Raw genomic sequence first — 24,986 nt, 5'->3', positions numbered from 1 at the left:
GGTATTAGCGCGTTGCCCAGCCCTGTTTATGCAAATAGTCGAGAATAAACGGACGGCTCTCTTTAATGATGGTGCGACGGATATGATCGCTCCAGTTATCGCGGCGCTTATTGCTGTCGCGCGTCATATAGTAGTGCTCCAGCTCCGCGTCATACTCCGCCAGTTTCTTTTCATCGAGCGGCTGGTAGTGGTTTTCATGCACCAGCATGGCAGCTGGCATACGCGGTTTGATATCCGGGTTATCGGCAGGCCAGCCGAGGCAGAGACCAAACAGCGGTAGCACCTGCTTCGGAATACGCAGCAGTTCGCCGACCGCTTCGATATTGTTACGGATGCCGCCGATGTAGACGCCGCCCAGCCCCAGCGACTCCGCAGCGGTAAAGGCGTTTTGCCCCATGATTGCCGTATCGACCACGCCGAGCAGCAGTTGCTCCGCGAGACCCGGTTTTGCTTCCGGGCAGATCTCAAAGTTGCGGTGGAAATCGGCGCAGAAGATCCAGAATTCGGCCGCCTGTGCGATATGCGGTTGTCCGCCTGCTAACGTTACCAGCTGCTCGCGCATAGCCGGATCGGTGATGCGGATAATGGAGCTGCACTGCAAAAAGCTGGAGGTCGATGCCGCCTGAGCGCTGGCGATAATCGCCTCGCGCTGTGCGTCCGTAATAGGCTCATCGGTAAAGTGGCGAATGGAACGATGGGCGCACAGCAATTCAATAGTAGGTGTCATGTTGAATAATCCCCCAGTTAAACAAGTCGTTCAGTATAGGCTAAGCCGCTGCGCTCGTTGTAAGCGGAAGTTGCGAACAACCTGTCAGACGCGCCGCCGCGCGCGCGCAATCCGGTAAACGAAGTCGCAGCCAAGGCCGCCGAGAGCGCACCAGAACATGGCACTGAAGAGCCAGGCCACCTCCTGCCAGAAGGTGCGTACCGGGGTGAATAAAATATGAATCAAAATATAACAAAGGGGTGCGGCGAGCAGCGCGCCCACCAGCGGCACGATGGCGCGGCGGCGACGGGAGACCAGACCGCCCAGGATGCCTGGCAGGGTAAAGAGCAGCAAACCGGTCGCCGGATCGCCAGGCGCGGGCAGTTTGCCCTGCATATTCATCACCAGAGAGAGACAAATTGCGATAAAAAGGAGACCACAGCAGATAACGCCGAACCAACTACGCCTGTTCTTCAAACACGCCTCCTGACTTTTTCTCTATCGACGTTTACACCGTTTTAAAGAATGTCGGACGGATAAAGCGTTGCGGCAATTATTGCCTGAATGGCACCCGTGCAAACAGACGATTGTCACTAGCCGTTGTTATGCAATGAGATTAAACTAACGGCCAGTTTATGTTTTGTGCGGGGTGTCTGGTGTTGCACGGCTTTAATTTATCCGCCAGCGCATAGGCAAAACACTAGCTCAAATCACCATTTCTATCAACAGCTTACAAGTAAACAAGAAGTTAGACTCCGTGAATATAAACGTCGCAGATTTGTTAAATGGGAATTACATACTGTTATTGTTTGTGGTTCTGGCGCTTGGGCTTTGCCTTGGAAAATTACGACTGGGATCTATCCAACTGGGTAATTCTATTGGCGTTTTAGTCGTTTCTTTATTATTAGGCCAGCAACATTTCAGCATTAACACCGATGCCCTGAACCTCGGCTTTATGCTGTTTATTTTCTGCGTTGGTGTCGAAGCCGGACCTAACTTTTTCTCAATTTTTTTCCGCGACGGTAAGAATTACCTGATGCTGGCGCTGGTATTAGTCGGTAGCGCGCTGTTGATTGCGCTCGGTCTCGGCAAACTCTTCGGCTGGGATATCGGCTTAACCGCCGGGATGCTCGCCGGTTCGATGACCTCGACGCCGGTTCTGGTTGGCGCGGGCGATACGCTGCGCCACTCGGGCATGGAGAGCAGCCAGCTTGCCAGCGCGCTGGACAATCTCAGCCTCGGCTACGCCTTAACGTATCTGATTGGTCTGGTGAGCCTGATCTTTGGCGCCCGCTACTTACCAAAGTTACAGCATCAGGATTTGCAGACCAGCGCCCAGCAGATCGCCCGCGAGCGCGGTCTGGATACCGATGCTCACCGCAAAGTCTACCTGCCGGTGATCCGCGCCTATCGCGTCGGGCCGGAGCTGGTGGCCTGGGCGGATGGCAAAAATCTGCGCGAGCTGGGGATCTACCGCCAGACCGGCTGCTATATCGAGCGTATTCGCCGCAACGGTATTCTCGCTAACCCGGACGGGGACGCGGTGTTGCAGATGGGCGATGAGATCTCGCTGGTCGGCTACCCGGACGCCCATGCGCGCCTCGACCCAAGCTTCCGTAACGGGAAAGAGGTGTTCGACCGCGACCTGCTGGATATGCGCATCGTCACCGAAGAGGTGGTGGTGAAAAACCACAATGTGGTCGGCCGCCGCCTGGCGCAGCTGAAGCTGACCGATCACGGCTGCTTCCTTAACCGCGTGATCCGCAGCCAGATTGAAATGCCTATCGACGACAATATCGTGCTCAACAAAGGGGACGTATTGCAGGTGAGCGGCGATGCGCGGCGCGTGAAAACCATCGCTGACCGCATCGGCTTTATCTCCATTCACAGCCAGGTGACCGACCTGCTCGCCTTCTGCGCCTTCTTTATTGTCGGCCTGATGATCGGCATGATCACCTTCCAGTTCAGCTCCTTCAGCTTTGGCGTCGGTAATGCCGCCGGTCTGCTCTTCGCCGGTATCATGCTCGGCTTCCTGCGCGCGAACCACCCGACGTTTGGTTACATTCCGCAGGGCGCGCTAATGATGGTGAAAGAGTTCGGCCTGATGGTGTTTATGGCCGGGGTCGGTTTAAGCGCCGGGAGCGGCATCGGCAACGGCCTCGGCGTTGTCGGCGGACAGATGCTGATCGCCGGATTGCTTGTCAGCCTCGTGCCGGTGTTGATCTGTTTCCTGTTTGGTGCCTACGTGCTGAAAATGAACCGCGCCCTGCTTTTCGGCGCAATGATGGGTGCGCGCACCTGCGCACCGGCAATGGAGATCATCAGTGATACCGCGCGCAGCAACATCCCCGCGCTGGGCTATGCTGGCACCTACGCCATCGCCAACGTGCTGCTTACCCTCGCCGGGACATTGATCATTATTATCTGGCCAGGGCTCGGATAACTCCGAAGCTAAGAAATATTTCGCTTATACGCAGAACTTTTTTGTGGGGTGTCAGTCATAACTAGTGCCACTGCTTTTCTTTGATGTCCCCCGATTGTGGAGCCCATCAACCCCGCCGCTTAGGTTCAAGGTTGATGGGTTTTTTGTTGCCTAAAAAAATTAAAAACAAGAAATTAAACACACGTAAACCAACTGATGAGGCTATAACGGCAACAGCGTAAACTCTCGGGTTTCGCTCTTCATTGATTTTAAAACAATGAAAAGTGGCCACCATTGAACGAGTCTTCCGTAGTCTGTATATCGTGCCGGTGTCTTAATGCCTTTATACTTCGCCTTTCAGAAAGTCCATTAACCACGCGATCAAATAGGCCAGGATAAAAAACCCCACAAATCCCGCCAATTTAAGCCAGCCATCCAAAATAAACAGGCTACCGAAAGAAGCAAAAGAGCAAACGCCGGTCGATACGCCTTCAACAAGGCTGGCAGACTGAAGCCCGATGAATTTACAAAACTTAGCGGGAGAAGATTGTGCAAACTTCATTCTCCATTCCTTTGCACTGGATCAGGCAGCGGCGAATATAAATCTGGTTAGGCTCCAGTTCTTTTTCGGCAAGAAAATAAAACATATACAGATTCACAGGAGAGGTTTTTAGGACGGCGACTTCAGCAACCTGGTTTTAAGATGACTCCGCATTTTTAAAATTCAGCCTCGCCGGATATTTACCATAGCCGCGCTTTTCAAAAACTCATCCTAAACCACATCGCCCACAGCATATAAACCCCACCTATCAGGAAGAACCATCGATAGACGTTAACAATCCCTGACTGGTTGCGCAGGTAAAACTTCAGCGGGTTACGGTGCAGGTTGGCTGCATTATGGGTGGTGTGAAACTGCGTCATTTTCTCTGCGCCTTTGCCCGCGAGTGCGATAAAAAAGCTCAGGGCCATAATCGCCATCAGCACCATATAGCTTTTCAGCAGGATCGTCATGGCTGCGACCGTCATCGCGCTGGAGTGGTGTTTTACCAGCACAACCCCATGTTTGCTCAACGCCATCGCGCCGATATTCAGCGCCAGATGCACCACTATGAATATCCCGAAGTATTTCGCATTAGTTTTAAAGGTGTTTTTGAGGGTGACCTTGAATACCCACGCAAAAAGCGCCGCCGTCGACGCTAACCACATTATTGTGTTGATAATCATCCCTTCCCTGCCTGCATCACGTTGCTCATGTTATAAAAGCGAACATCCTGCCACCAATAGCGCAGAGAGTGAAAAACTTTCTCATCTGCCCTTTTCTTCTGGCATAACAAATCCTGAAGCTCGCAAAAAATGCTAGTGTTACTTCACCTTACTTTTTTTGATGTGAATCTATGACTGAAAACGCCTCCCGAAAAGCCCTGCGCCATCGCTTATGGGCGCTGTTCACCTTCTTCTTTCTCCCCGGATTATTAATGGCCTCATGGGCATCACGCACGCCAGCGATCCGCGATGTGCTCTCGGTCTCGACGGCTGAAATGGGCGCGGTGCTGTTTGGTCTGTCGGTCGGGTCGATGAGCGGCATTCTCTCATCGGCATGGCTGGTGAAGCGCTTCGGGGCGCGCAAAGTGATCCGCGCCAGCATGTCCTTCTCAGTGCTCGGGATGGTGATTTTAAGCATTGCCCTGTGGTTTGCCTCGCCGCTGCTCTTTGCCGTCGGTCTGGCCTGCTTTGGCGGCAGCCTGGGCGCGGGCGAAGTGGCGATGAATATCGAAGGCGCGGTGGTTGAGCAGGAGATGAACAAAACCGTGCTGCCGATGATGCACGGCTTTTACAGCCTCGGCACGCTGGTTGGCGCAGGCGTCGGGATGTCGTTAACTGCCCTTGGCATCAGCGCGGACCTGCACATTCTGCTGGCGGCGCTGGTGGCGATTGTGCCGATTATTCTGGCGATCTCCGCCGTGCCGGAGGGGACCGGGCAAAACAGCGCCGAAGAGCACGCGAACCGTCAAAAAGGGATGCCCTTCTGGCGCGATACGCAGTTGCTGTTAATTGGCGTGGTGGTGCTGGCGATGGCGTTCGCTGAAGGCTCGGCTAACGACTGGCTGCCGCTGCTGATGGTGGATGGTCACGGCTTCAGCCCTACTTCCGGCTCGCTGATCTACACCGGTTTTACGCTGGGCATGACCACCGGGCGCTTCTGCGGCGGCTGGTTTATTGACCGCTACAGCCGCGTCGCCGTGGTGCGTGCCAGCGCGATAATGGGCGCGCTGGGCATCGGCCTGATTATTTTTGTCGACAGCGCCTGGGTGGCGGGCTTCTCGGTCATTTTATGGGGATTAGGCGCATCGCTCGGCTTCCCGCTGACCATCTCGGCGGCCAGCGATACCGGGCCGGATGCCGCGACGCGCGTCAGCGTGGTGGCAACAACCGGCTATCTCGCCTTCCTTGTTGGCCCGCCGCTGCTCGGCTTCCTCGGCGAGCACTACGGATTGCGCAGCGCGATGCTGGTGGTGCTTGGTCTGGTGCTGATTGCCGCGCTGGTGGCGCGCGCGGTGGCCAAACCGGAACCGCAAGCCCAGGCGGAACCCGGCTAACTATCGGGCGGCGCCTGCGGGCTGCCGCCCTATCCCTCCAGCGAATTCCCCATGCGCTTATCGCGCAGAAACACCACCATCAGCCCCAGCCAGATAATACCGTTCAGCAGGTTGAACAGGCTGAACAGCCCGTTGCCGCCGATCAGCCAGGCATGTTTACTCACCTCAATACCGACGGTGAAGATAAACATCTGCAACATGCCCATCGCCGCCGATACCGTGCCCTTGCTCATCTCGCTGGCAAACAGCGTCAGGCGCACCAGCCCGGCGTTGGCAATGCCAATGCCGAAGGCGTAAACGCTTAACCCGGCCGTCATCCACAAATAGGCGTGGGAAGAGGCAAACGTGGCAACCGCCGCCAGCAGCAGACCGGCCACAATCGGCCAGCCGCCAAGGATGATCAGCGAGCGCACGGTGCGCCGCGAAGTCAGCCGCGCCAGCACCAGGTTGCCAACAATCAGCGCGCCGAAAATCGGCACCTGCAACAGGCCGTACTCATAGCTGCTGAGCTGCTCGCCGCTGATGATAATAATCGGCGACTGGGCAATCCACGCCAGCAGCGGCAGGCTGACAAAGCCGGTAGCCAGCGCGCCAGCAACAAAGCGCACGTTCTTCAGCACCTCGGCGTAATCGCGCCACAGGGATTTAAACGACAGCTTCTCGCCGAGCCGGGTGGCGGTCTCCGGCATCGCCCGCTGAAGCCCGAAGAAGGAGAAGGCCGCCAGCAGCGCAAAGAGGACAAACATCCCCTCCCACGGCGCGGCATGCACCCAGGCGGCGCCCACCAGCGGGCCAAGCAAGGGGGCGATCAGCGCGACGTTGGCCATCAGGGCGGTGATCTTGATACAGACCGCCTCCTCAAACGACTCCTGAATCGCTGCGTACCCCACAGCGCCAATAAAGCAGAGGCTGATGCCCTGTAAAAAACGCAGCAGCGTGAACTGCTCAATGTTCTGCGCCAGCAGTGTCGCAAGGCAGGTGACAATAAACCACACCACGCCGGTAAGCATCACCGGGCGACGACCAATGCGATCGGAGAGCGGCCCTAACAGCCACTGTAAGAACATGCCGCCCGCCAGATAGGCGGTCATCGAGGTCGGAACCCACTCAATGCCCGCGTTATATTGCTCGACCACCGTCAACATACCGGGCTGAATCATATCGTTGCCGATATAGGTGGAGAATTCGTAAAGCACCAGACAGAGGGGGAATAACAGCGCCCGTCGTCCCAGACGTTGGCCGGAAAGGGTATGGTTTTGCATGCAATCTCTTCCTTTGAAAAATCGCGCAGAGTGTAATCAAAGCCACCGCGCGACGGTAGTGAATTCTCCCGTAAAAACAGATAAAGCACTTATTCACTCGTTTAAGGTTTGCTTAAGTGACAGGGCGTACTCTGAGACCAGGAATCGTCTAACTCTCTGCGGAGTAAGACAAAACCCCTTTACCCTGTGCCGCACCGCTTTTATGGTGAGCGCTTTGATCAATCCGGACTGTCATCAAAGAGTAATCTGTCTATGTTAGAGAGCCTGAATCACACCCTGTTCTACTGGATTAACGCCACGCCCGACTCGCCCGCCTGGCTCCTGACCGCCGCCCACTTTATTGCCAAAGATCTGATCAATATCGTGCCGCTGCTGGCGGTTGGTCTCTGGCTATGGGGGCCGCGCAGCCAGGTCAGCGCCCAGCGTCAGCTGGTGATCAAAGTGGCGCTGGCGATCGTGGTCAGCCTCTCGCTCTCATGGATTTTAGGCCATACCTTTCCCCACGACAGGCCTTTTGTCGATCATGTTGGTTATAACTTCCTGCCACACGCGGCGGATGACTCCTTCCCGAGCGATCACGGTACGGTGATCTTCACCTTTGCCGTCGCGTTTCTTGCCTGGCACCGTTTCTGGTCCGGCGCAGGCCTGATGGTGACGGCGTTCGCCATTGCCTGGTCACGAGTTTATCTTGGCGTCCACTGGCCGCTGGATATGCTCGGCGGCTTGCTGGTCGGCATCTGCGGCTGCCTGAGCGCACAAATTCTGTGGCAGGCCTTCGGCGAGAAGATTTATCACGCCGCGCAGCAGATCTATCGCCTCTGTTTTGCCTTGCCGATCCGTCGCGGCTGGGTGCGTGACTAAGCGCCAGGGCGCAGGTAAGATAAAGGCCCCGCTTATGCGGGGCTTTCTTTTATTCGGGTGAATTATGGAAACAAGACGTGACGAGCGGATCAACCAGCTGCTGGCAGCGCTCAAGCGCAGCGATAAGCTGCATCTGAAAGAGGCAGCCAGCCTACTGGGCGTTTCTGAAATGACCATTCGTCGCGATCTCAGTGCCAACAGCGCTCCGGTGGTGCTGCTCGGCGGCTATATAGTGCTCGAACCGCGCTCCGCCAGCCACTATCTGTTAAGCGATCAGAAAAACCGCCTCGTCGAGGAGAAGCGCCGTGCGGCAAAACTCGCCGCTGCCCTGCTGCAACCGCACCAGATGGCTTTTTTTGACTGCGGCACCACCACGCCGTGGATCATCGACGCGCTGCCTCAAGATCTGCCCTTCACCGCCGTCTGCTACTCGCTGAACACCTTTCTGGCGCTGCAGGAGAAACCGTTGTGCCGCGCCATTCTCAGCGGTGGCGAATTTCACGCCAGCAACGCCATTTTCAAGCCGCTGAACTTCAATGAAACCCTGAGCAACCTGCGCCCGGACATCGCTTTCTACTCGGCGGCGGGCGTGCACACGGAACAGGGCGCGACCTGCTTTAACCTTGAAGAGCTGCCGGTAAAACACTGGGCGATGAACAGCGCGCAGCGTCATGTGCTGGTGGTCGATCACAGTAAATTTGGCAAAGTGCGCCCGGCCTGCATGGGCGCGTTAAACCGTTTCGATGTGATTGTCAGCGACCGCCGGCCGGATGATGGCCTGGTCAGCGCGGCGAAAAAAGAGCAGATCACCCTTCTCTACTGACCGCGCCCGCCGGGCACGGTCACCACGGCTACGAGAACCAGCTACCAAACCACTGGTGGAACTTCAGCAGGACAAAATCCCACATCCGGCCAACGAAGCCCGCTTCATTCACCGCTTCCATCACCACCAGCGGGCGCTGCTCAATGGTTTTGTCATTGAGCTGGAAGTTGATGGTGCCCACCACCTGGCCCTTCTTCAGCGGCGCTTCAAGCTCCGGCTGGTTGAGGGTGAAGCTCGCTTTCAGGTTTTTAAACTGCCCTTTGGGGATGGTGATTGAGCCTGCTTCGCCCGCGCCAAGCTTCGCTTCGCTGCTGTCGCCAAACCAGACGCGCTGGCTGACAAAGGTGGCGTCAGGTTTCACCGGTGTTACCGTTTCGAAAAAGCGGAAACCCCAGGTAAGCAATTTCTCTGACTCGTTAAAGCGGATGCGGTCGGTTTTCGCTCCCAGCACCACGGAGATCAGGCGCATGTCGCCCTGCGTTGCCGAGGCGACGAGGTTATAGCCCGCCCCCTCGGTGGTGCCGGTTTTCATTCCGTCCACGTTCATGCTGGTGCTCCACAGCAGCCGGTTGCGATTGGGCTGGCGGATTTTATTGAAGGTGAACTCTTTCTCTTTATGGATCGCGTACTCATCCGGCACGTCGTGGATCAGCGCTTTGCCGAGCAGCGCCATATCCCGCGCGGTGCTGAACTGCCCCGGCGCATCAAGCCCGTGGACGGTTTTAAACGTGGTATTGGTCAGGCCGAGCTTTTGCGCATAGCTGTTCATCAGGCTGACGAAGGAGTCCTGGCTGCCAGCAACATAATCGGCAATGGCGATGCTGGCGTCATTGCCGGACTGAATAATGACCCCTTTATTCAGGTCTGCTACTGATACCTGGTCGCCCGGTTTCAGAAACATCAGCGACGATCCGCGCAGCGCTGGGTTGCCGGTCGCCCAGGCATCTTTGCCGACGGTGACGGTATCGGTGAGGTGAATTTTCCCCGCTTTCAGCGCCTGGCCGACCACATAGCTGGTCATCAGTTTGGTCAGGCTGGCAGGGTCGAGTTTTTCATCGGCGTTGCCCTCGGCCAGCACTTTGCCGCTGGCGTAATCCATCAGGATCCACGCACGGGCATCGACCGGCGGCGCGGCAGGCGTCTGTTCCACTGCATATAACGACGGGGAGAAGAGAAACAACAGCGCGGATCCTGCTGCCAGGCCGCGAAGGGATAGAGAGAACTGCGTCATATAAGCCACCCGAGTATCCTTTCAATAAAACGTCACATCACCGTGCCGTAACAAACGGTGAGTAATAACGCACAAACGAAACGAAAAAAACCGCTACTGGGTAAAGTTTTTAAAGTTTACGCAATAACAGCCTGTTGCGCGCCTGTTGTGCATTATTTTTCTAAGTCGTTGCCAGAACGTTAAGTTTCGCCCACGATAGATTCACTGAAACACACTTTTGCACGGGGGTAAAAATGATCACGCTGTGGGGAAGGAATAATTCGACGAATGTCAAAAAAGTGCGCTGGCTGCTGGATGAACTTGAGCTGCCCTATGAGCATATTCTGGCGGGCCGGGAGTTTGGCGTTAATCACGATCCTGAATATCTGGCGATGAACCCTAACGGGCTGGTGCCGCTGCTGCGCGACGACGAAACCGGTGCCGTGCTGTGGGAATCGAACACCATTGTTCGCTACCTGGTCGCGCAGTATGGTCAGAGCCGCCTGTGGCTGGAGTCGCCTGCCGCACGGGCGCAGGGTGATAAGTGGATGGACTGGTCGCTGAGTATGCTGGCCCCCAAACATAGCCCACTGCTGATGAACCTGGTACGAACGGCACCAGAAAAGCGCGATCAGGCGGTGATTGCGTCGTCAAAAGAGGCGCTCGATGGCGCGTTACAGCTGCTTGATAATGAGCTGGCAAATACGCCGTGGCTTTCGGGCGAAGCGTTTGGCTGTGGCGATATCGCCGTCGCACCGTTTATCTATAACCTGTTTAATATTCCCGGCCTGAGCTGGGCCACGCACCCGCATTTGCAGCGCTGGTACGCGCAGCTTTGCGAGCGCCCGGCGTTTCGCCATAACGTGATGATCCCGGTAACGTGATGGCTTGATTGCCGGATGGCGCTGGCGCTTATCCGGCCTACAAAAGCATTGTGCACGCGTAGGCCGGATAAGGCGCAGCCGCCATCCGGCAAGACAAACCGCACCTGCCCTACACCGATAACTGCGCGCCATCCGGCACTCACCCGGCGCGATTACGATGTCGGGCTCACCTTCCACAACTCGCCGTTGCTCTCGTCGGTTAAGACATACAAATACCCATCCGGCCCGACGCGCACGTCGCGAATACGGTGATTGCGATCGCCAAGAATGCGGCCATCTTCGCTCACTTTGTTGCCATCGACGCTCATCACAATGACATCCTTATCCTTCAGCGCGCCGATAAAGAGCTTGTTCTTCCACTGTTTAAAAGTATCGGCATTGTAAAAAGCCATGCCGCTGACCGCCGGTGACTCCTTCCAGTAGAAAATTGGCTGTTCGGTTCCCTCGACAATGCCGCCTTTCGCTTCCGGGATCTTCAGCCCGCTGTAGTTGATCCCCCTGGTGGCAATCGGCCAGCCATAATTTTTACCCTTTTCAGGCACGTTGATCTCATCCCCGCCGCGCGGGCCGTGCTCATTTAGCCACAGCGCCTGGCTCCACGGGTTGATCGCCATCCCCTGCGGGTTGCGGATGCCGTAAGACCAGATCTCCGGCCGCGCACCCTGTTTGCCTGCAAACGGGTTACCCTCCGGCACTTTACCCTGATCCGTCAGCCGCACCAGCTTGCCCTGCAGCTTATCCAGCTCCTGCGCCGTCGGCCGCTGATTGTTCTCACCCAGCGCTACCCACAGATAACCTTTGCCATCAAACACCATGCGGCCACCAAAGTGGTTACCGGTCGAAAGTTTTGGCTGCTGGCGGAAAACGGTCTGGAACTGCTCAAGCTGTTTACCATCGTCGCTCAGGCGACCAAAGCCGACGGCGGTGCCCGCTTTGCCATCCTGCCCTGCTTCGGCGTAGCTCAGCCACACACGCCTTGATGAGGCAAAATCAGGTGCCAGCGCCACATCAAGCAAGCCCCCCTGACCCTGCGCCCACACTTTTGGCACACCGCTTATCGGATCGGAAAGCCCCTTACCCGCCTGCCAGTGGCGCAACTCGCCGCCGCGCAGGGTGATCAGCATTCCGCCGTCATCGGGTAAAAAGGCCAGCGCCCAGGGGTGATCGAGTTTTGTTTGCAGGACATCGACGTTGACCGCAGCCGGGGCAGCGAGCACAGAGGTTGAGAGAAACAGTAATGACAGGGGAAGATGGCGCATACGGCACTCCTTTATTAAGCGGTAAGCCTGGATAAAGGTTAGCCATCGATTTCGCGGGTGGGTTTGCTTTTACAAAAGCTTAAGCATAAAGGGGAGCGGGCTCCCCTTATGGTCAGGGTGTGGAAGCGCTTCAGGCTTCAGCAAGCGGAGAGTGCTCATTCAGATATTGAATGCTGTAATCAAGGATATTGAGCGAACGCTCCAGCTTATCGACATTCACCGAGATAAAGTTGGCGCAATCTCTTCGCCCGCTCATCAGTGAAACGGCGGCGGAGGAGAGCGCCTCTTCGGCACTGTACATGGCGCTGCGCGTATCGCGATCCTGTATCTCTTGCAGTCTTTCGCTTTTATCGCGGATCTCCAGCGCCAGGGCAAAAAACATCTCTCGCAGACGATCGTTTTCGTTGACCGACATATACCCTTTCGCTTTGCGCATCTGGATATAGGCCGCAAGGTCTGTTCTGGCAGCCATCAACTTCATAACTAAACGACGAGCGAGTTCATCAGCGGTCATACTTTTACCTCCCTTGTCAGCCATTGGGCAGACTAATAGTATGGCCGCTTTTTGACCAAAGGCATGGGTTTGGTCAATAATATTCTCCTTTTGACGATCTTTTACACAGGCCGCGCCAGCTCTGGGCTGGGCTGCCGTTTCGCTTGTTAAAAAAGCGCTTCGCGACGTCAGGAGATAAGGAGAATGAAAGCAGTCGCTTACCCGCAGCAAACTACCGTAAAAGTGATCCGTGACTATCGCTCGGCCTATCCCGATCCGCTGACTATCCGCAAGGGGGAAAGAGCACAAATTGGCCACTGCGATTTGCAATGGCGCGGCTGGATTTGGGTGACATTAGAGTCGGGAAAAGCGGGCTGGGCGCCCCAGCAGCTCTTTACGCCAGTCAGCACCCATCAAGGCGTCTGCCAGCAGGCCTACTGCGCGCACGAACTGACCGTGCAAACCGGTGAGCGACTTACGGTGCATCAGAGCCTTAACGACTGGTATCTGGCAGAAAAAGCGGACGGCGACCTCGGCTGGGTACCGCAGGAGCACGTCGCGCTTATGTAAGGCTGGCGGTTTACCAGCGCGTAGCCTGCATATCGATAACAAAGCGGTATTTCACATCGCCTTTCAGCATGCGGGCGAAAGCGCTTTCGATCGTTTCACCGCCAATCATCTCCACATCCGCCGTGATGCCGTGCTGGCCGCAGAAATCGAGCATCTCCTGCGTCTCGCGGATGCTGCCAATCGACGATCCGCTGATGCTTAAGCGGCGAAAGACCATCGGCGTGATGTTGGGTGACGCGTGGGGCTGATCGGGAATACCCACCAGCACCAGGCGACCGTTGGTTTTCAGCGTCGCCAGGTAGGGGTCGAGATCGTGCGGTGCCGCGACGCAGTCGATAATAAAATCCAGCGAGGTGTGGCAGGCGGCCATTTGTGCGGCATCGCGCGAAACAACCACGCGTTTTGCGCCGAGACGGCGGGCATCTTCGCCCTTCTCCGGCGAGGTGGTAAACAGCGTTACTTCGGCGCCCATCGCGCTCGCCAGCTTAACCGCCATGTGCCCTAAACCGCCAAGGCCGACAACGCCCACTGCATCACCCGCTTTAACGTTGAAGTGGCGCAGCGGCGACCAGACGGTAACGCCTGCGCAGAGCAGCGGTGCAACGCCCGCCAGCGGCAGGTTTTGCGGCACCGAGACGACAAAATCCTGATCGACAATCACGCTCTCGGCGTAACCACCCCAGGTGCTGTCGCCGGTGTATTTATCAATCCCGTTATAGGTGGCGGTAAAGCCCGCTTCGCAATACTGCTCTTCATGCTGTTTGCAGAAGTGGCATTCACGGCAGGAGTCCACCATCACCCCGACGCCAACAATATCGCCGACCTGAAAGGCCGACACGCCTGCGCCAGTGGCGCTGACGCGGCCGACAATTTCATGTCCCGGCACCAGCGGATAGCGGCTTACCGCCCACTCATTGCGCGCCATATGCAGATCGGAGTGGCAGACGCCGCAGTAAAGAATGTCGATTTTCACATCCTGGTTTTGCAGCGGGCGAAGGGTAATGTCGCCGGACGTCAGCGGTTTTGCGGCATCGACCGCGACCAGTGCATTGATTTTCATAAGGCCTCCAGGTTGGGCTGGCGTTAATAACGTGAAGGCGGCAGACTATAGTCCGCAAGGTTCACAATTGATAGTAGTTACCATTTGGTGACCACAGATGAGGGCTTCTTATGCCAGCCTGGGTTGATGGCAAACTCTTTTTCTACGCGGATTCGCCGCCGCGCCGCCTGATGGATCTCTTCTCCGTCAAATGGAGCACAATGGTGCTGCACGCGCTCTACCACTGGCCTGATGAGCGTGCCCGCACCGGCGAGTTGCAACGCAGCTTACAAGGGATATCCAAAAAAATGCTTTTTCAGACGCTAAAAGAGCTGGAGCAGCGCGGCCTGATCGCCCGCCACGTTTATGACGTTGTCCCGCCGAAAGTCGATTACCGCCTCACGCCGCTGGGCAAAACCTTCGCCGGGCCGATTGAGCAGATGTACCAGTGGGGGCTGGAGAACCAGGCCGCGCTGGATGAGATGGAAGCCCATTACCGTAAAGCACAGGGCTAACACACACAGGAGCGTGAAATGGAGATAGTTTTAATGCGTCATGGCGAGCCTGAATTCAGCGCTCAGCAGGGTTCCGCACGGGTAAAAGCCACGGACATGCCCGGCTGGATTGCAGGCTATGATGCCTCCGGCGTCACTGGCGAACCCGATTGCCACGCCGTTCTGGCGGATAAACGCCACGCTTTTGTTATCAGCAGCCCGCTGCCGCGCGCCCGTGCGTCGTTACAGGCGGTGAACCTCACCCCCGATCTGATTGCCGACGAACTGCGCGAAGCGCCCTTGCCGGTATTCAACCTCCCCTGGCTTCGCCTCTCGCCACAGACGTGGCTGGTGCTGTTTCGCCTCTGCTGGCTCAGCGGCGCGCTGGCAGGGCCGGAATCCAAAAAGCAGACGATGCAGCGGGCAGAGAAAATGGCGCATATGCTGATCGCCCATGCGCAGCAGCATGAGCGTGTGATCAGCATGGGTCACGGGGTGATTAACCGCCTGATTGCGCGCGAGCTGGAAAAGGCGGGCTGGGCAAAACACGAGCACACCGGAAACGGCTACTGGTCATCGGTAACGTTCACTGCCGCCGGGCACAATAACCCGGCGGCATAATCAGAGCGACTGTTTTTCCGCCTGCGAGAGCTGAAGTAACGCCGCCTGTAGCGAGGTGGCGAACATCGCCCCGTGCGTCAGGCCGGGGAATAAGCGGTAAGTAGCCGGGACGCCATGCTGATCAAGCTGCGCAATAGTGCTGCGAACACGCGGCAGCACGCCAGGCTCGCTGTTCTCATCCTGCGCGCGGCGATCCCCGTCCCCCTCCATAAGATAGAGGTGCTTACCCGCTGCCTGCTGCGGCGAGACCGCTTCCATCGTTTTCAGCAACTGAAAATCATTGCGCGCCAGCGAAGGCACGGCGGAAAAAGTGGTGGTGAAAAAGGAGGAAGTGAGCCAGCTCTCCAGCACGAATAGCCCACCGTAGGAGTGCCCCCACAGCCCGCGCTGCGCCGGGTTAATGGCAATCCCCTTTTCGACGGCTGGCGCGATGGTCTCCTCCAGCAACTGGCGAAACGCTGCACTGCCACCGCCCGCTCCGCCGCGCAGCTGCTGCATGGCGGTGCCCGGTGGCGTGTAATCATACGCCCGGCTATCGAGATCGAATGGCAGATCGGTTTGATACCCGACCGCCACCAGCACCGGCGGGTTGGCAGCGAAGAGTTTTTGTAAAAACGCCTCCGAAAGCTTATCCATCGCCGCGTTGCCATCCAGCATATAGAGCACCGGAAAACCGCCGGGCGGCGCGCTTTTTTTGGGTACGCCTGTCCAGACTTTGTAGTGGCGTTTGCCATCCCGGGAATCGAACTGCTTTTGCGTGAAGTGATAGTAAGCAGAGCCGCGATCGGCGATGTTCGGCCCGAGCGGCGCCATATCCGGCCTGGCATAACTTGTTTGCCAGGCGAACAGCAGAGCCAGCGCCGCCAGGCGCACGGCGTGAAAACGATAAAGCATGATCCCATTCTCCCTGTACATCAGCCGCGCGGGCTGAAGATAACATCAGGAGGAAGACGTTAATGGGAATCATTATTGATTGCAACAGAGAAGCGGCAGCGGGTTCCGCTGCTCTGCCCCTTTACGACTTAGGGATAGACTCAGCCAGCTCCTGCGCGAGCCGCCACTGCTCTTCAATCGGCGTCACCGTGCGCTTGCGTTCATCCAACGGCAACTGCGGCTCGGTCCAGAGAAAGGGAAAGAAGGCGTAAACCTGCTCGCCGCCGAGGTTACGCACCTCTTCCCGCCAGTTGGCCCAGCGCACCGTCTGGTAGAAGAGCGCCAGATCGCCGCAAAGCGCCCACTCGACAAACGCAGAGTAGCCCACTTCCAGCCCTTCCCAGGCCAGCGCATCCGGCGCGAAGTAGTAGACGTTGCCGATATCCTCTCCAAGCCCGCCGCCGTTAAGGGCAAAAAAGCCGCCCGACGCATCATCTGCAATCAGTAAGGCACCGAAAGATCCCGCGTCTGTCACCGTTTGCGTCCAGCCCATCGGATCGCGCGCCAGCCGCGCGCTGCCGGAGCCGAGAATACGCAGCCAGCCATCATCAATCAGCAGCCCGCCGGTTTCATACACCAGCGCCCCCAGCGGGGAGCGGGTGGTAACCTGTAATTGCAGCAGCGCCTGTTCGGCGTTGCCCTCCTCTTTCGCCAGCACCTCGTAAGGGTTGCTGGCCGCGTTAAGCCACTCCTGCACCACCGCCCAGCCGGGATCGTGCACATCGATAAGTTCAGTTAAGGTCTTCATCCGCTCTCCTGCTGGCGGGGTAAAAGTCTTTGCCATCATACCGGAAAGCGGCCTGGCCATAAGGCTGCGAAGCCGCTTTGCACCCTACCAAAATCTGCCCTGCCGGAGCGCATAAAAGGCTTTCTTCCGCCCTGGGTCAATGTCAGGATCAGCGCACTTTTTCTATCCCACCTCTCTTTCGCAGGAATCGCCATGCGTCTGGTTATCTCTCTGCTGCTCGCCTGTTATCTGCCCTTCGCCAGCGCTAATACCGCGACCGACGTACAGAAAAACGTGACCGGGTTCTATAACTTCTATCTGCATGCCTTCGAGAACACGTCGCCGGACGAAGTGATTAAAACAGCGGAAATGCGGCACTATGTCTCCGCTAAGTTGCTGAGGCGTATAGCTGAAATTTATGAGATGCCGGAGCAGGAGATCCTCGCAGCGGACTACTTCACCTACACCCAGGATTACGACCCCGCGTGGATCCCGCACCTCAAAGTTTCACCGGCGCGGCCCGATGGCGACAACATGCTGCTGGATGTCTGGCTGGGTATAGAAGATAACAAGCATGCTCATCTTCAGGTCTGGACGCGTAAAGAGGCGGGCGAGTGGAAAATCTGGCGGGTGGTTGACGCCGGGGAGCATTTTGAACAGAAGCTCTACTGACACACCCTGTTCAGTGCAGCAGTGACAGGGCGGAGAAGATGAGTAACAGCGCGCCGCCCACCACATTCACCCCTTTTTTGAGCCGTGCCGGATTGGCTTTTTTCGCCGAGAAGACCAGCACGTTGCTCAGGGCAATCAGCCATGCGCCCATCACCAGCACATGCACCGTGGCCAGCAGCAGATAGTGGCTGACATCGCCGCGGCTGCCGGCAAATTGCGACACCACGGTGAGATAAAAAACGATCGCTTTTGGGTTGAGCACGTTTGCCAGCCACGCCTCTTTTAGCGTCACCGTTGGTCCATCCGCGCGTAGCGTCATCTCACTCGTCGTTAACCCGCTGCGAATCAGCTGCACACCAAGCCACATCAGATACGCCGCCCCCGCATATTTCAGCACGTTAAACAGCGCGGGAGAGGAGACGAGGATCGCCGTTACCCCAAGGCCAATCAGCAGCGCATGGGTGTAGATGCCGAGCGCGGTGCCCGCCAGTGTGCGCAGCAACCCGACCCGCCCGCCGGCCAGCGCGCTGTTCATCGCGAGGGTAAAACTCGCGCCCGGAGAGAGCGCGACGGGTAAAAGCACGGGGATAAACCCCATGATATTGATTTCCATTACATCCCGTTTCGTTAAGCCACAGATGACTCCCGCGCGGCGCAGTCGGGGATCTCATCAACGGCGCTGTAAATGGTAAGGCCCCGCTCGCGCCCGATGCGCACATCGTTATCGGCGCCTGCCGAATCGCCGGGCAGGCGTAAAATGGCATCGCAGTGTTGAATCAGGCGGTGGGCGACGGGGTACAAAAAGACCTGGCTAATCTCATCGCCAATCTTCTTCGACCCGGCCGATTCCGCCAGCGGCATCGCCAGCCACTCGCCAATCACCGGCGTATGGCCCTTTTCGAACACCTTAGCGGCAACCCGCGTCATGGCATCGAGATTCTGTTTGATTAACGCATCATCACCGTTTGTGCCGCTGCGTACGGGTCCGGCAATTAAAATAAGCATGGCGTGCATAGTTTCCCCTGTAAACTGCGTAAAATTAGGATCGTCAGGCTGACAAGCGGCACGCTAACATGCATAATCGTGCAAGATCAAGATCAATCGTGTAAGGGGAAAACGTGTTATCCAGTCAACGTAAGCAGAAGATACTCGAGATGCTGGCGCGTGATAAGCAGGTCTTGTCCCGCGAATTAAGCCAGCACTTTGCTATCTCTGAAGACTCTATTCGCCGGGATTTAAGGGAGTTAGCGGCAGATGGCTTGCTGCAACGGGTGCACGGCGGCGCGCTGGCGGTGTCGGCGGCGATTGCGCCATTTGAAGTACGCAAAAGCGTGAACATTCATGCAAAACGCGTCATTGCGCAGAAAGCTGTCAATCTTATTCAGCCGGGCAATATCGTCATCATCGACGGCGGCACCACCTCGGAAGAGATGATCACCCTGCTGCCGCCGGATCTGGCCTTTACCGTAGTCACCCACAGCCCGACCATCGCCGCCGGATTGATTAACCTGCCAAATGTGGACGTGATCGTCATCGGCGGGCAGTTATATAAACACTCAATGGTCACCGTGGGCGCATCGATGATTGAGTCCATTCGCCGCATCAATGCTGACCTCTTTTTTATGGGCGTCACCGGCGTGCATGAGCAGGCAGGCTTTACCACCGGTAACTATGAAGAGGCCTGCGTGAAGCGCGCACTTTCGGAGCGCGCGGCGGAAACCGTGGTGCTGGCGTCGCCGGAGAAGATCAACTCCGCCTCGGCCTTTGGCATTGGCGATCTGACGCTCGCCAGCACGCTGCTGGTCGATGAGCCGCTCGATGAGAAGATGAGCGCGCTGTTCCAGCAGTTGCAGATCAGCGTGCTGTAGCGGAGGCGCTTTCGATGGTTGATGCCGACGGCTTTATCGCCTGTTTACCCGACACCCCGCTGCAACCGGCGTTTCGCCCGGTGGTCGATGAGGTGATCGGCCTGTTACACGCCCGGTTCGACACCCTCGTGCACAGCATTTACCTCTACGGCAGCGTGGCGAAAGGTGCGGCGGTGGCAGGGGTCTCGGATCTCGACGTCTGCCTGATTACCCGGCGCGCGCTGAACGCGGCGGAACGCGATCTTCTGCGAGTGATTGCGGAGCATGTGCAGACGCAGCATCCGGTTATCAGCAAAGTCGATTTTGATTGCGGCACGCTGGCAGAGGCGCTGGCCGACGAAAACCGGTTCAGCTGGGGTTACTGGCTTAAGCACCACTGCCGCTGCGTGTCGGGTGAGGATCTCTCCCTGCGCTTCACCCCTTTTACCCCCTCGCGCGAGATTGCTATAGCGGTAAACGGTGATTTCATTCCCGTCCTGCAAGGCTACCTGCAGCAGCTGGCAGCGGCGAGCGATGCACGGCTGCTTCAGCGGGCGGCGGCGCGTAAACTGCTGCGCGCAACCAACCTGTTACGTAGCGATGAGGATACCGACTGGCCCGAGACGCTGGAGGAGTATGCCAGCCGGGTTATACAACGCTTTCCACAGCAGCAGCAGGCCATCGGCTGGCTGCTGCAACAGTGCCATACGCCAGAGGATGACACGGCGCACTTCACCGCCCGGCTTAACGCGCTGATGCGCTGGCTGGAGGAGAGTCGCCGCTAGCGGCTCGCTTCATACTCTATTGCTTCGCGGATCATCAGCAGCGCTCCTCGCAGGGTGTCGACAGCGATCGAGCCGAGGGCTACGCGCAGCGCCTGCGGCGTCGATTGCGCGGTGCAGAAGGGCTCAGCGGTTGAGAGGGAGATATTGCTATCCATCAACTGCTTGACTACCCGATCGGCGCGCGACTCTTCAGAGAGCGGCAGCCAGGCAAAATAAGAGTCGGGGTGGGTCACGCACGGCAGACCGGCCAGGGTTTCTTGCAGAATTCGCTGGCGCAGCCGGGCATCTTCCCGCTTGCGCTTTTCGAGCTCGACCACCGTCCCCTCCTCTATCCAGTGGCTGACCAGCGAAGTCATGAGCGACGGCGCATTCCATGTCGTAGCGCGGATGGCTCGTTCCAGCGCAGGCCGTAGTTCAGGCGGGCAGATCACCGCTCCAACCCGCAGGCCGGTCGCTACATTTTTCGAAAATCCGCTGACATAAACCGTTCTTTCTGGCGCAAAGCAGGCGAGCGGCGGCGGTGCGCGGCGAACCAGCCAGGCGTAGGCGGCATCTTCAATGATCAACAGATCGTGAGCACGGGCGATAGCGGCCAGCGTTTTACGCGACGGGCTGTTCATCACCCAGCCCAGCGGGTTATGCATTGTCGGCATGGTATACACCGCGCGAATACGCCGCTGCTGGCAGAGCTGGCGCAGTGCGGCCAGATCCGGGCCATCCTGCGCTGCCGGAATGGCCACCAGCTCCAGATGATAAAGCGCGGCCAGCGCCTTAAAACCGGGATAGGTCAGCGCGTCCACCGCCACCACATCGCCCGGTTTCAGCAGCCCCATAACCGTAATGGTCAAGCCGTGCTGCGCGCCATTCACCAGCAGCAGATTTTCAGCCGCCGGGCGAAACGTCCCCTGCGTGAAGTGCGCGGCGAAGACCTCTCGCTCGGTGATGCGCCCACTATGAGGCTGGTAGCGCAAATGCGCTTCGATATTGCCCTCCACTGCCGTGCGTTTGAGGGCCTCGCGCAGCAGCTCGCCCTGCCCGCTCACCGACGGGTAGTTGAAGTTGAGATCCAGCACGTCGCTGGCGATGGCAAGCTGATCGATGCCGTGACCGGGAGGAAGGGCAATCTCTCTGACAAAGGTGCCGCGGCCGGTTTCACCGCTGACCAGCCCCATCGCCTCCAGCTCATGATAGACGCGGGTGGCGGTCGCCAGCGAAATATGTTCCTGCCCGGCGAGGCAGCGGTGCGTCGGCAAACGCGTGCCGGGCGGCAGCTCGCCGGTACGGATCTGCACAGCGAAGCGATCAACCAGCTGTTTGTAGCGCGCTTTCATCAAATGTATCCATGACAATAATTTGATTGTCTTAAGTGGCTCAACCTACCATTCAGCCCATCAATGCTCAAGCTCCCACTAATCAGTTATAACGAGGTCAAGATGGTGAACTCCGCGCTAAACAAACCGGCACATTCCGCGCTGTCAGGCTGGCTCCACGGCCTGCTGGGGGTAGTGATTTTCAGCGGCTCGCTACCCGCCACGCGCATCGCCGTGCTGGAGATGTCGCCCTTTTTCCTCACCTTTCTGCGCGCCTCGCTCGCCGGGTTGCTGGCGATTCTCCTTGTTTGTGTTTTGCGCGAACCACGCCCGCAGCGCGCGCAGCTGTTCCCCCTGCTGCTCGTCGCCTGCGGCGTGGTGATTGGCTTTCCGCTTCTCACAGCCCTGGCGCTACAGCATGTCACCTCCGCCCACTCGATTGTTTTTCTCGGCCTTCTGCCGCTCTGCACGGCGATTTTTGCGGTGCTGCGCGGCGGCGAGCGGCCAAAGCGCGCCTTCTGGCTCTTCTCACTGCTTGGCAGCCTGCTGGTGGTGGCCTTTGCGCTGGCGCAGAGTCATGCCGTGTCGCTGACTGGCGATCTGCTGATGCTGGCGGCAGTGATAGTGTGCGGGCTGGGCTATGCCGAAGGAGCAGCCTTAACCCGCACGCTCGGCGGCTGGCAGGTGATCTGCTGGGCGCTGATCCTGTCGCTTCCGGTGATGCTGCCCGCCGCCTGGCTGACGCAACCCGCCACACTTGTTGATATCAGCGCGCAAGCCTGGGGCGCACTGAGCTACGTCTCGCTCTTCAGCATGCTGATAGGCTTTATCTTCTGGTACAACGGCCTGGCCCGCGGCGGGATTGCCGCCGTCGGCCAGCTACAGCTGTTGCAGCCCTTTTTCGGGCTTGCCCTCTCCGCCCTGCTGCTCAACGAGCGTGTCAGCCCGCTGATGCTACTGGTGACGCTGGGCGTTATCCTCTGCGTGATTGGCTCGCGGAAGTGCGCCCGCTAATTCAGGCAGGTTATGCCGCGCGTCGATGATGGGTATAACGGTAGGGAAAGAGGTGTACACCAGGAGAAGTAAATGATTTCAAAAGAGAATGCCGAGCATTATCACTGGGGCGAGGGGTGCGACGGTTGGTACCTGGTGAAGCGGCCTGAGATGATGATTATCCATGAGAAAATGCCCGCCGGGACACAGGAGCAGCGCCATTATCACTCCGTCTCGCGGCAATTTTTCTTTGTGCTCAGCGGCGTGCTGACAATGGAACTGGAAGGTGCAAAGCAGCATATTGCCGCCCAGCAAGGGATTGAGATCCCGCCTTTAGCAAAACATCAGGCGCGCAATGATTCTGATGCGGCGGTCGAGTTTATCGTCTTCTCTCACCCGACCCCGCGCGGTGATCGCACCGATGTAGCGGAGCGGTAAAAGGGTCAATGATGAACCAGAGCGCGGAAGCGATACGTATTCTTACTGCAAATATTCACGTGCCGTATGGCATTTTCAGCATTATTGACGGCAGCGGTTACTTTCCCCCGCTGGCCTTTCTGAACGACTTCTTGTTACGGGGCAGCGATCCCTGCGACCAGGATTGCCGCATGGGCACCTGGCACCCCTTTGCGCTGACTTCTGAGGAGTATGCCACCGTTAAAAAGTGGTGGCTGGAGACCAATGAAAACGCGGTGGTCGCAGACCTTGGCTGCACATGCTGGGATGACTGGGTGCAGGAGATTCTTGATCCTGACTAAAGCCATACTGCACACACGCAGCCAGCAATCTATAAAGAAGCAAAATAACTTACCGCACGCGATGCCGCTGCGCTGATAATCCGCTATAAATCCCGCCCGGAACTCTGTACAATCCCTCGCCTAAGATCCTATAACTGATTACTTTTTGAACTATGAGCAATGTGAACCTGCAGCCGAAAATCGGCTTTGTCTCTCTTGGCTGCCCAAAAAATCTCGTCGACTCCGAACGCATCCTTACAGAGCTGCGTACCGAAGGTTACGATGTTGTCCCGAGTTACGATGATGCCGATATGGTGATCGTCAATACCTGCGGTTTTATCGACAGCGCCGTGCAGGAGTCGCTGGAAGCGATCGGCGAAGCGCTGAATGAAAACGGTAAAGTGATTGTCACCGGCTGTCTGGGCGCGAAAGAGGATCAGATCCGCGAAGTGCACCCGAAAGTGCTGGAGATCACTGGCCCGCACAGCTATGAGCAGGTTCTCGCCCATGTTCATCACTATGTGCCGAAACCGCAGCACAACCCCTTCTTAAGCCTGGTGCCGGAACAGGGCGTGAAACTGACGCCGCGCCACTACGCTTACCTGAAAATTTCCGAAGGCTGTAACCACCGCTGCACTTTCTGCATCATTCCGTCGATGCGTGGCGATCTGGTGAGCCGCCCGATTGGCGATGTGCTGTCCGAAGCGAAACGCCTGGTCGATGCTGGCGTTAAAGAGCTGCTGGTGATTTCGCAGGACACTTCCGCTTATGGCGTTGATGTGAAACACCGCATGGGCTTCTATAACGGTGAGCCGGTGAAAACCAGCATGGTTGGCCTCTGCGAGCAGCTGGCGAAACTTGGTGTCTGGACGCGTCTGCACTACGTTTACCCCTACCCGCACGTGGATGACGTGATCCCGCTGATGGCGGAAGGCAAAATTCTGCCCTACCTTGATATCCCGTTGCAGCACGCCAGCCCGCGCATTCTGAAGCTGATGAAGCGCCCTGGCGCGGTTGATCGCCAGCTGGCACGCATCAAGCGCTGGCGCGAAATCTGCCCGGAGCTGACGCTGCGCTCCACGTTTATCGTCGGATTCCCTGGCGAGACCGAAGAAGATTTCCAGATGCTGCTTGACTTCCTGACCGAAGCGCGCCTCGATCGCGTCGGCTGCTTCAAATACAGCCCGGTTGAGGGTGCCACCGCCAACGAACTGGCGGATCAGGTGCCGGAAGAGGTGAAAGAGGAGCGCTGGAACCGCTTTATGCAGCTGCAACAGCGTATCTCCGCTGAACGTCTGCAGGAGAAGATCGGTCGCGAAATCCTGGTGATGATCGACGAAGTGGATGAGGAAGGCGCGATTGGCCGCAGCATGGCCGATGCCCCGGAAATCGACGGCGCGGTCTATCTGAACGGTGAAACTAACGTCAAACCAGGTGATATAGTTCGCGTGAAAGTAGAGAACGCCGACGAGTATGACCTGTGGGGCACACGCGTTTAAGCGATAAAAAAACCCGGCACCCGCCGGGTTTTTTGTGCTTATTGCGAGAGAATGGCTCAACAAATGCGTAGGCCGGATAAGCGTTTACGCGCCATCCGGCAATTTGCCCAGCTTTGTCCTGATGTTGCAGCATTTTCGTTGTCCTGGGATACGAGGACGTGGATGAGCAACGTTGGGCAATATCACTCTTATTAATCTGAGCCTGAATGATTTTATCGGGGAGTTATTGAGAGGCTGATTTG

General features: G+C 57.5%; 29 protein-coding genes. 15 read left to right on the top strand and 14 right to left on the bottom strand.

Annotated features, from left to right (window positions below):
* Positions 1–4: 4 nt before the first annotated feature.
* Both nfsA and IAE50_RS00325 read right to left on the bottom strand, forming a co-directional pair.
* On the bottom strand, positions 5–727 hold the full coding sequence (nfsA, locus tag IAE50_RS00330; RefSeq protein ID WP_200579289.1) for an oxygen-insensitive NADPH nitroreductase: 723 nt from the start codon (positions 725–727) through the stop codon (positions 5–7).
* An 84-nt stretch (positions 728–811) separates the two neighbouring features.
* Entirely contained in the window at positions 812–1,183 is a 372-nt protein-coding gene (locus IAE50_RS00325; RefSeq protein ID WP_094420370.1) for an inner membrane protein YbjM, read from the bottom strand.
* A 280-nt stretch (positions 1,184–1,463) separates the two neighbouring features.
* Between IAE50_RS00325 and IAE50_RS00320 the strand changes: the two genes are divergently transcribed.
* Complete coding sequence (locus IAE50_RS00320) at positions 1,464–3,149, top strand: aspartate:alanine antiporter (RefSeq protein ID WP_023481407.1); 1,686 nt, start codon at positions 1,464–1,466, stop codon at positions 3,147–3,149.
* Positions 3,150–3,471: 322 nt separating this feature from the next.
* On the opposite strand, the gene IAE50_RS00315 is transcribed toward IAE50_RS00320, so the two are convergent.
* Positions 3,472–3,690 carry a hypothetical protein gene (locus IAE50_RS00315; RefSeq protein WP_200579288.1) on the bottom strand — a complete coding sequence of 73 codons (219 nt, stop codon included), beginning with the start codon at positions 3,688–3,690 and terminating at the stop codon, positions 3,472–3,474.
* A gap of 197 nt (positions 3,691–3,887) precedes the next feature.
* Positions 3,888–4,352 carry a hypothetical protein gene (locus tag IAE50_RS00310; protein ID WP_200579287.1) on the bottom strand — a complete coding sequence of 155 codons (465 nt, stop codon included), beginning with the start codon at positions 4,350–4,352 and terminating at the stop codon, positions 3,888–3,890.
* Positions 4,353–4,522: 170 nt separating this feature from the next.
* Here IAE50_RS00310 and IAE50_RS00305 point away from each other — a divergent pair, with 170 nt between their 5' ends.
* Positions 4,523–5,725 carry an MFS transporter gene (locus IAE50_RS00305; protein ID WP_042711730.1) on the top strand — a complete coding sequence of 401 codons (1,203 nt, stop codon included), beginning with the start codon at positions 4,523–4,525 and terminating at the stop codon, positions 5,723–5,725.
* 29 nt (positions 5,726–5,754) lie between these two features.
* Here the strand turns inward: IAE50_RS00305 and IAE50_RS00300 are convergent, their stop codons facing one another.
* Positions 5,755–6,987, bottom strand: coding sequence for an MFS transporter (locus IAE50_RS00300; RefSeq protein ID WP_042711731.1), 1,233 nt, complete (start codon positions 6,985–6,987; stop codon positions 5,755–5,757).
* A 252-nt stretch (positions 6,988–7,239) separates the two neighbouring features.
* Between IAE50_RS00300 and ybjG the strand changes: the two genes are divergently transcribed.
* Positions 7,240–7,848: an undecaprenyl-diphosphate phosphatase gene (gene ybjG, locus IAE50_RS00295; protein WP_200579286.1), complete on the top strand. Its 609-nt coding sequence runs from the start codon at positions 7,240–7,242 to the stop codon at positions 7,846–7,848.
* A 64-nt stretch (positions 7,849–7,912) separates the two neighbouring features.
* Positions 7,913–8,671, top strand: a complete 759-nt coding sequence (gene deoR / locus IAE50_RS00290) for a DNA-binding transcriptional repressor DeoR (protein WP_124968939.1) — start codon at positions 7,913–7,915, stop codon at positions 8,669–8,671.
* Positions 8,672–8,699: 28 nt separating this feature from the next.
* Here the strand turns inward: deoR and dacC are convergent, their stop codons facing one another.
* The gene (dacC, locus tag IAE50_RS00285; protein WP_200579285.1) at positions 8,700–9,902 is read right to left on the bottom strand and encodes a serine-type D-Ala-D-Ala carboxypeptidase; all 1,203 of its coding nucleotides are present in this window, start codon (positions 9,900–9,902) and stop codon (positions 8,700–8,702) included.
* 233 nt (positions 9,903–10,135) lie between these two features.
* Between dacC and IAE50_RS00280 the strand changes: the two genes are divergently transcribed.
* Complete coding sequence (locus tag IAE50_RS00280; RefSeq protein ID WP_200579284.1) at positions 10,136–10,765, top strand: glutathione S-transferase family protein; 630 nt, start codon at positions 10,136–10,138, stop codon at positions 10,763–10,765.
* Positions 10,766–10,917: 152 nt separating this feature from the next.
* On the opposite strand, the gene IAE50_RS00275 is transcribed toward IAE50_RS00280, so the two are convergent.
* Positions 10,918–12,024, bottom strand: coding sequence for a PQQ-dependent sugar dehydrogenase (locus tag IAE50_RS00275; protein ID WP_200579283.1), 1,107 nt, complete (start codon positions 12,022–12,024; stop codon positions 10,918–10,920).
* 130 nt (positions 12,025–12,154) lie between these two features.
* On the bottom strand, positions 12,155–12,538 hold the full coding sequence (locus tag IAE50_RS00270) for a biofilm formation regulator BssR (protein WP_042718451.1): 384 nt from the start codon (positions 12,536–12,538) through the stop codon (positions 12,155–12,157).
* 183 nt (positions 12,539–12,721) lie between these two features.
* On the opposite strand from IAE50_RS00270, the gene IAE50_RS00265 reads away from it, so the two are divergent.
* Positions 12,722–13,087 (top strand): SH3 domain-containing protein, encoded by a 366-nt coding sequence (locus IAE50_RS00265; protein WP_200579282.1) that lies wholly within the window; start codon positions 12,722–12,724, stop codon positions 13,085–13,087.
* 10 nt (positions 13,088–13,097) lie between these two features.
* Here the strand turns inward: IAE50_RS00265 and IAE50_RS00260 are convergent, their stop codons facing one another.
* A complete protein-coding gene (locus tag IAE50_RS00260) occupies positions 13,098–14,147 on the bottom strand; it encodes an NAD(P)-dependent alcohol dehydrogenase (RefSeq protein ID WP_094420382.1) in 1,050 nt (349 codons plus the stop codon).
* A gap of 110 nt (positions 14,148–14,257) precedes the next feature.
* On the opposite strand from IAE50_RS00260, the gene IAE50_RS00255 reads away from it, so the two are divergent.
* Together IAE50_RS00255 and IAE50_RS00250 are read left to right on the top strand one after the other, a co-directional pair.
* Entirely contained in the window at positions 14,258–14,641 is a 384-nt protein-coding gene (locus IAE50_RS00255) for a helix-turn-helix domain-containing protein (RefSeq protein ID WP_139568160.1), read from the top strand.
* A gap of 18 nt (positions 14,642–14,659) precedes the next feature.
* Positions 14,660–15,241 carry a histidine phosphatase family protein gene (locus IAE50_RS00250; RefSeq protein ID WP_200579281.1) on the top strand — a complete coding sequence of 194 codons (582 nt, stop codon included), beginning with the start codon at positions 14,660–14,662 and terminating at the stop codon, positions 15,239–15,241.
* Here the strand turns inward: IAE50_RS00250 and IAE50_RS00245 are convergent, their stop codons facing one another.
* Complete coding sequence (locus IAE50_RS00245; protein WP_200579280.1) at positions 15,242–16,135, bottom strand: alpha/beta hydrolase; 894 nt, start codon at positions 16,133–16,135, stop codon at positions 15,242–15,244.
* Between the two features lie 121 nt (positions 16,136–16,256).
* Positions 16,257–16,922 carry a DUF2625 domain-containing protein gene (locus tag IAE50_RS00240; protein ID WP_200579279.1) on the bottom strand — a complete coding sequence of 222 codons (666 nt, stop codon included), beginning with the start codon at positions 16,920–16,922 and terminating at the stop codon, positions 16,257–16,259.
* Positions 16,923–17,114: 192 nt separating this feature from the next.
* Between IAE50_RS00240 and IAE50_RS00235 the strand changes: the two genes are divergently transcribed.
* Complete coding sequence (locus tag IAE50_RS00235) at positions 17,115–17,573, top strand: YbjP/YqhG family protein (RefSeq protein WP_200579278.1); 459 nt, start codon at positions 17,115–17,117, stop codon at positions 17,571–17,573.
* Between the two features lie 10 nt (positions 17,574–17,583).
* Here the strand turns inward: IAE50_RS00235 and IAE50_RS00230 are convergent, their stop codons facing one another.
* A complete protein-coding gene (locus tag IAE50_RS00230; protein WP_200579277.1) occupies positions 17,584–18,186 on the bottom strand; it encodes a LysE family translocator in 603 nt (200 codons plus the stop codon).
* A gap of 14 nt (positions 18,187–18,200) precedes the next feature.
* Positions 18,201–18,587: an NUDIX hydrolase gene (locus tag IAE50_RS00225; RefSeq protein WP_200579276.1), complete on the bottom strand. Its 387-nt coding sequence runs from the start codon at positions 18,585–18,587 to the stop codon at positions 18,201–18,203.
* Between the two features lie 104 nt (positions 18,588–18,691).
* On the opposite strand from IAE50_RS00225, the gene IAE50_RS00220 reads away from it, so the two are divergent.
* Both IAE50_RS00220 and IAE50_RS00215 read left to right on the top strand, forming a co-directional pair.
* Positions 18,692–19,441, top strand: coding sequence for a DeoR/GlpR family DNA-binding transcription regulator (locus IAE50_RS00220; protein ID WP_094422890.1), 750 nt, complete (start codon positions 18,692–18,694; stop codon positions 19,439–19,441).
* A gap of 14 nt (positions 19,442–19,455) precedes the next feature.
* Positions 19,456–20,205, top strand: a complete 750-nt coding sequence (locus tag IAE50_RS00215) for a nucleotidyltransferase domain-containing protein (RefSeq protein ID WP_200579275.1) — start codon at positions 19,456–19,458, stop codon at positions 20,203–20,205.
* On the opposite strand, the gene IAE50_RS00210 is transcribed toward IAE50_RS00215, so the two are convergent.
* Positions 20,202–21,536, bottom strand: coding sequence for a PLP-dependent aminotransferase family protein (locus IAE50_RS00210; RefSeq protein ID WP_200579274.1), 1,335 nt, complete (start codon positions 21,534–21,536; stop codon positions 20,202–20,204). The two genes, IAE50_RS00215 and IAE50_RS00210, sit on opposite strands and share 4 nt — an antisense overlap.
* A gap of 102 nt (positions 21,537–21,638) precedes the next feature.
* Between IAE50_RS00210 and IAE50_RS00205 the strand changes: the two genes are divergently transcribed.
* From IAE50_RS00205 to rimO, 4 genes are all read left to right on the top strand, one after another.
* Positions 21,639–22,529 (top strand): DMT family transporter, encoded by an 891-nt coding sequence (locus tag IAE50_RS00205; RefSeq protein ID WP_200579273.1) that lies wholly within the window; start codon positions 21,639–21,641, stop codon positions 22,527–22,529.
* 72 nt (positions 22,530–22,601) lie between these two features.
* Positions 22,602–22,946 carry a cupin domain-containing protein gene (locus IAE50_RS00200; protein ID WP_200579272.1) on the top strand — a complete coding sequence of 115 codons (345 nt, stop codon included), beginning with the start codon at positions 22,602–22,604 and terminating at the stop codon, positions 22,944–22,946.
* An 8-nt stretch (positions 22,947–22,954) separates the two neighbouring features.
* Complete coding sequence (locus IAE50_RS00195; protein ID WP_232045049.1) at positions 22,955–23,266, top strand: hypothetical protein; 312 nt, start codon at positions 22,955–22,957, stop codon at positions 23,264–23,266.
* A 152-nt stretch (positions 23,267–23,418) separates the two neighbouring features.
* Positions 23,419–24,744, top strand: coding sequence for a 30S ribosomal protein S12 methylthiotransferase RimO (rimO, locus tag IAE50_RS00190; RefSeq protein ID WP_200579271.1), 1,326 nt, complete (start codon positions 23,419–23,421; stop codon positions 24,742–24,744).
* The last annotated feature ends 242 nt before the right edge of the window (positions 24,745–24,986 follow it).

The sequence above is a fragment of the Kosakonia sp. S42 genome (assembly GCF_016624785.1).
Classification (GTDB): domain Bacteria; phylum Pseudomonadota; class Gammaproteobacteria; order Enterobacterales; family Enterobacteriaceae; genus Kosakonia; species Kosakonia cowanii.
This window is presented reverse-complemented; position numbering and strand designations above follow the sequence as displayed.

Excerpts from the sequence above, each read along its gene's own strand:
- IAE50_RS00315 (WP_200579288.1), bottom strand. The coding sequence starts at position 3,690 with ATGAAGTTTGCACAATCTTCTCCCGCTAAGTTTTGTAAATTCATCGGG.
- IAE50_RS00215 (WP_200579275.1), top strand. The coding sequence starts at position 19,456 with ATGGTTGATGCCGACGGCTTTATCGCCTGTTTACCCGACACCCCGCTG.
- IAE50_RS00240 (WP_200579279.1), bottom strand. The coding sequence starts at position 16,922 with ATGAAGACCTTAACTGAACTTATCGATGTGCACGATCCCGGCTGGGCG.
- IAE50_RS00305 (WP_042711730.1), top strand. The coding sequence starts at position 4,523 with ATGACTGAAAACGCCTCCCGAAAAGCCCTGCGCCATCGCTTATGGGCG.
- IAE50_RS00230 (WP_200579277.1), bottom strand. The coding sequence starts at position 18,186 with ATGGAAATCAATATCATGGGGTTTATCCCCGTGCTTTTACCCGTCGCG.
- IAE50_RS00255 (WP_139568160.1), top strand. The coding sequence starts at position 14,258 with ATGCCAGCCTGGGTTGATGGCAAACTCTTTTTCTACGCGGATTCGCCG.
- IAE50_RS00225 (WP_200579276.1), bottom strand. The coding sequence starts at position 18,587 with ATGCACGCCATGCTTATTTTAATTGCCGGACCCGTACGCAGCGGCACA.
- IAE50_RS00270 (WP_042718451.1), bottom strand. The coding sequence starts at position 12,538 with ATGACCGCTGATGAACTCGCTCGTCGTTTAGTTATGAAGTTGATGGCT.
- IAE50_RS00245 (WP_200579280.1), bottom strand. The coding sequence starts at position 16,135 with ATGCTTTATCGTTTTCACGCCGTGCGCCTGGCGGCGCTGGCTCTGCTG.
- IAE50_RS00280 (WP_200579284.1), top strand. The coding sequence starts at position 10,136 with ATGATCACGCTGTGGGGAAGGAATAATTCGACGAATGTCAAAAAAGTG.
- IAE50_RS00275 (WP_200579283.1), bottom strand. The coding sequence starts at position 12,024 with ATGCGCCATCTTCCCCTGTCATTACTGTTTCTCTCAACCTCTGTGCTC.
- ybjG (WP_200579286.1), top strand. The coding sequence starts at position 7,240 with ATGTTAGAGAGCCTGAATCACACCCTGTTCTACTGGATTAACGCCACG.
- IAE50_RS00250 (WP_200579281.1), top strand. The coding sequence starts at position 14,660 with ATGGAGATAGTTTTAATGCGTCATGGCGAGCCTGAATTCAGCGCTCAG.
- dacC (WP_200579285.1), bottom strand. The coding sequence starts at position 9,902 with ATGACGCAGTTCTCTCTATCCCTTCGCGGCCTGGCAGCAGGATCCGCG.
- IAE50_RS00300 (WP_042711731.1), bottom strand. The coding sequence starts at position 6,987 with ATGCAAAACCATACCCTTTCCGGCCAACGTCTGGGACGACGGGCGCTG.
- IAE50_RS00265 (WP_200579282.1), top strand. The coding sequence starts at position 12,722 with ATGAAAGCAGTCGCTTACCCGCAGCAAACTACCGTAAAAGTGATCCGT.
- nfsA (WP_200579289.1), bottom strand. The coding sequence starts at position 727 with ATGACACCTACTATTGAATTGCTGTGCGCCCATCGTTCCATTCGCCAC.
- IAE50_RS00200 (WP_200579272.1), top strand. The coding sequence starts at position 22,602 with ATGATTTCAAAAGAGAATGCCGAGCATTATCACTGGGGCGAGGGGTGC.
- deoR (WP_124968939.1), top strand. The coding sequence starts at position 7,913 with ATGGAAACAAGACGTGACGAGCGGATCAACCAGCTGCTGGCAGCGCTC.
- IAE50_RS00210 (WP_200579274.1), bottom strand. The coding sequence starts at position 21,536 with ATGAAAGCGCGCTACAAACAGCTGGTTGATCGCTTCGCTGTGCAGATC.
- IAE50_RS00310 (WP_200579287.1), bottom strand. The coding sequence starts at position 4,352 with ATGATTATCAACACAATAATGTGGTTAGCGTCGACGGCGGCGCTTTTT.
- IAE50_RS00195 (WP_232045049.1), top strand. The coding sequence starts at position 22,955 with ATGATGAACCAGAGCGCGGAAGCGATACGTATTCTTACTGCAAATATT.
- IAE50_RS00260 (WP_094420382.1), bottom strand. The coding sequence starts at position 14,147 with ATGAAAATCAATGCACTGGTCGCGGTCGATGCCGCAAAACCGCTGACG.
- IAE50_RS00205 (WP_200579273.1), top strand. The coding sequence starts at position 21,639 with ATGGTGAACTCCGCGCTAAACAAACCGGCACATTCCGCGCTGTCAGGC.
- IAE50_RS00235 (WP_200579278.1), top strand. The coding sequence starts at position 17,115 with ATGCGTCTGGTTATCTCTCTGCTGCTCGCCTGTTATCTGCCCTTCGCC.
- rimO (WP_200579271.1), top strand. The coding sequence starts at position 23,419 with ATGAGCAATGTGAACCTGCAGCCGAAAATCGGCTTTGTCTCTCTTGGC.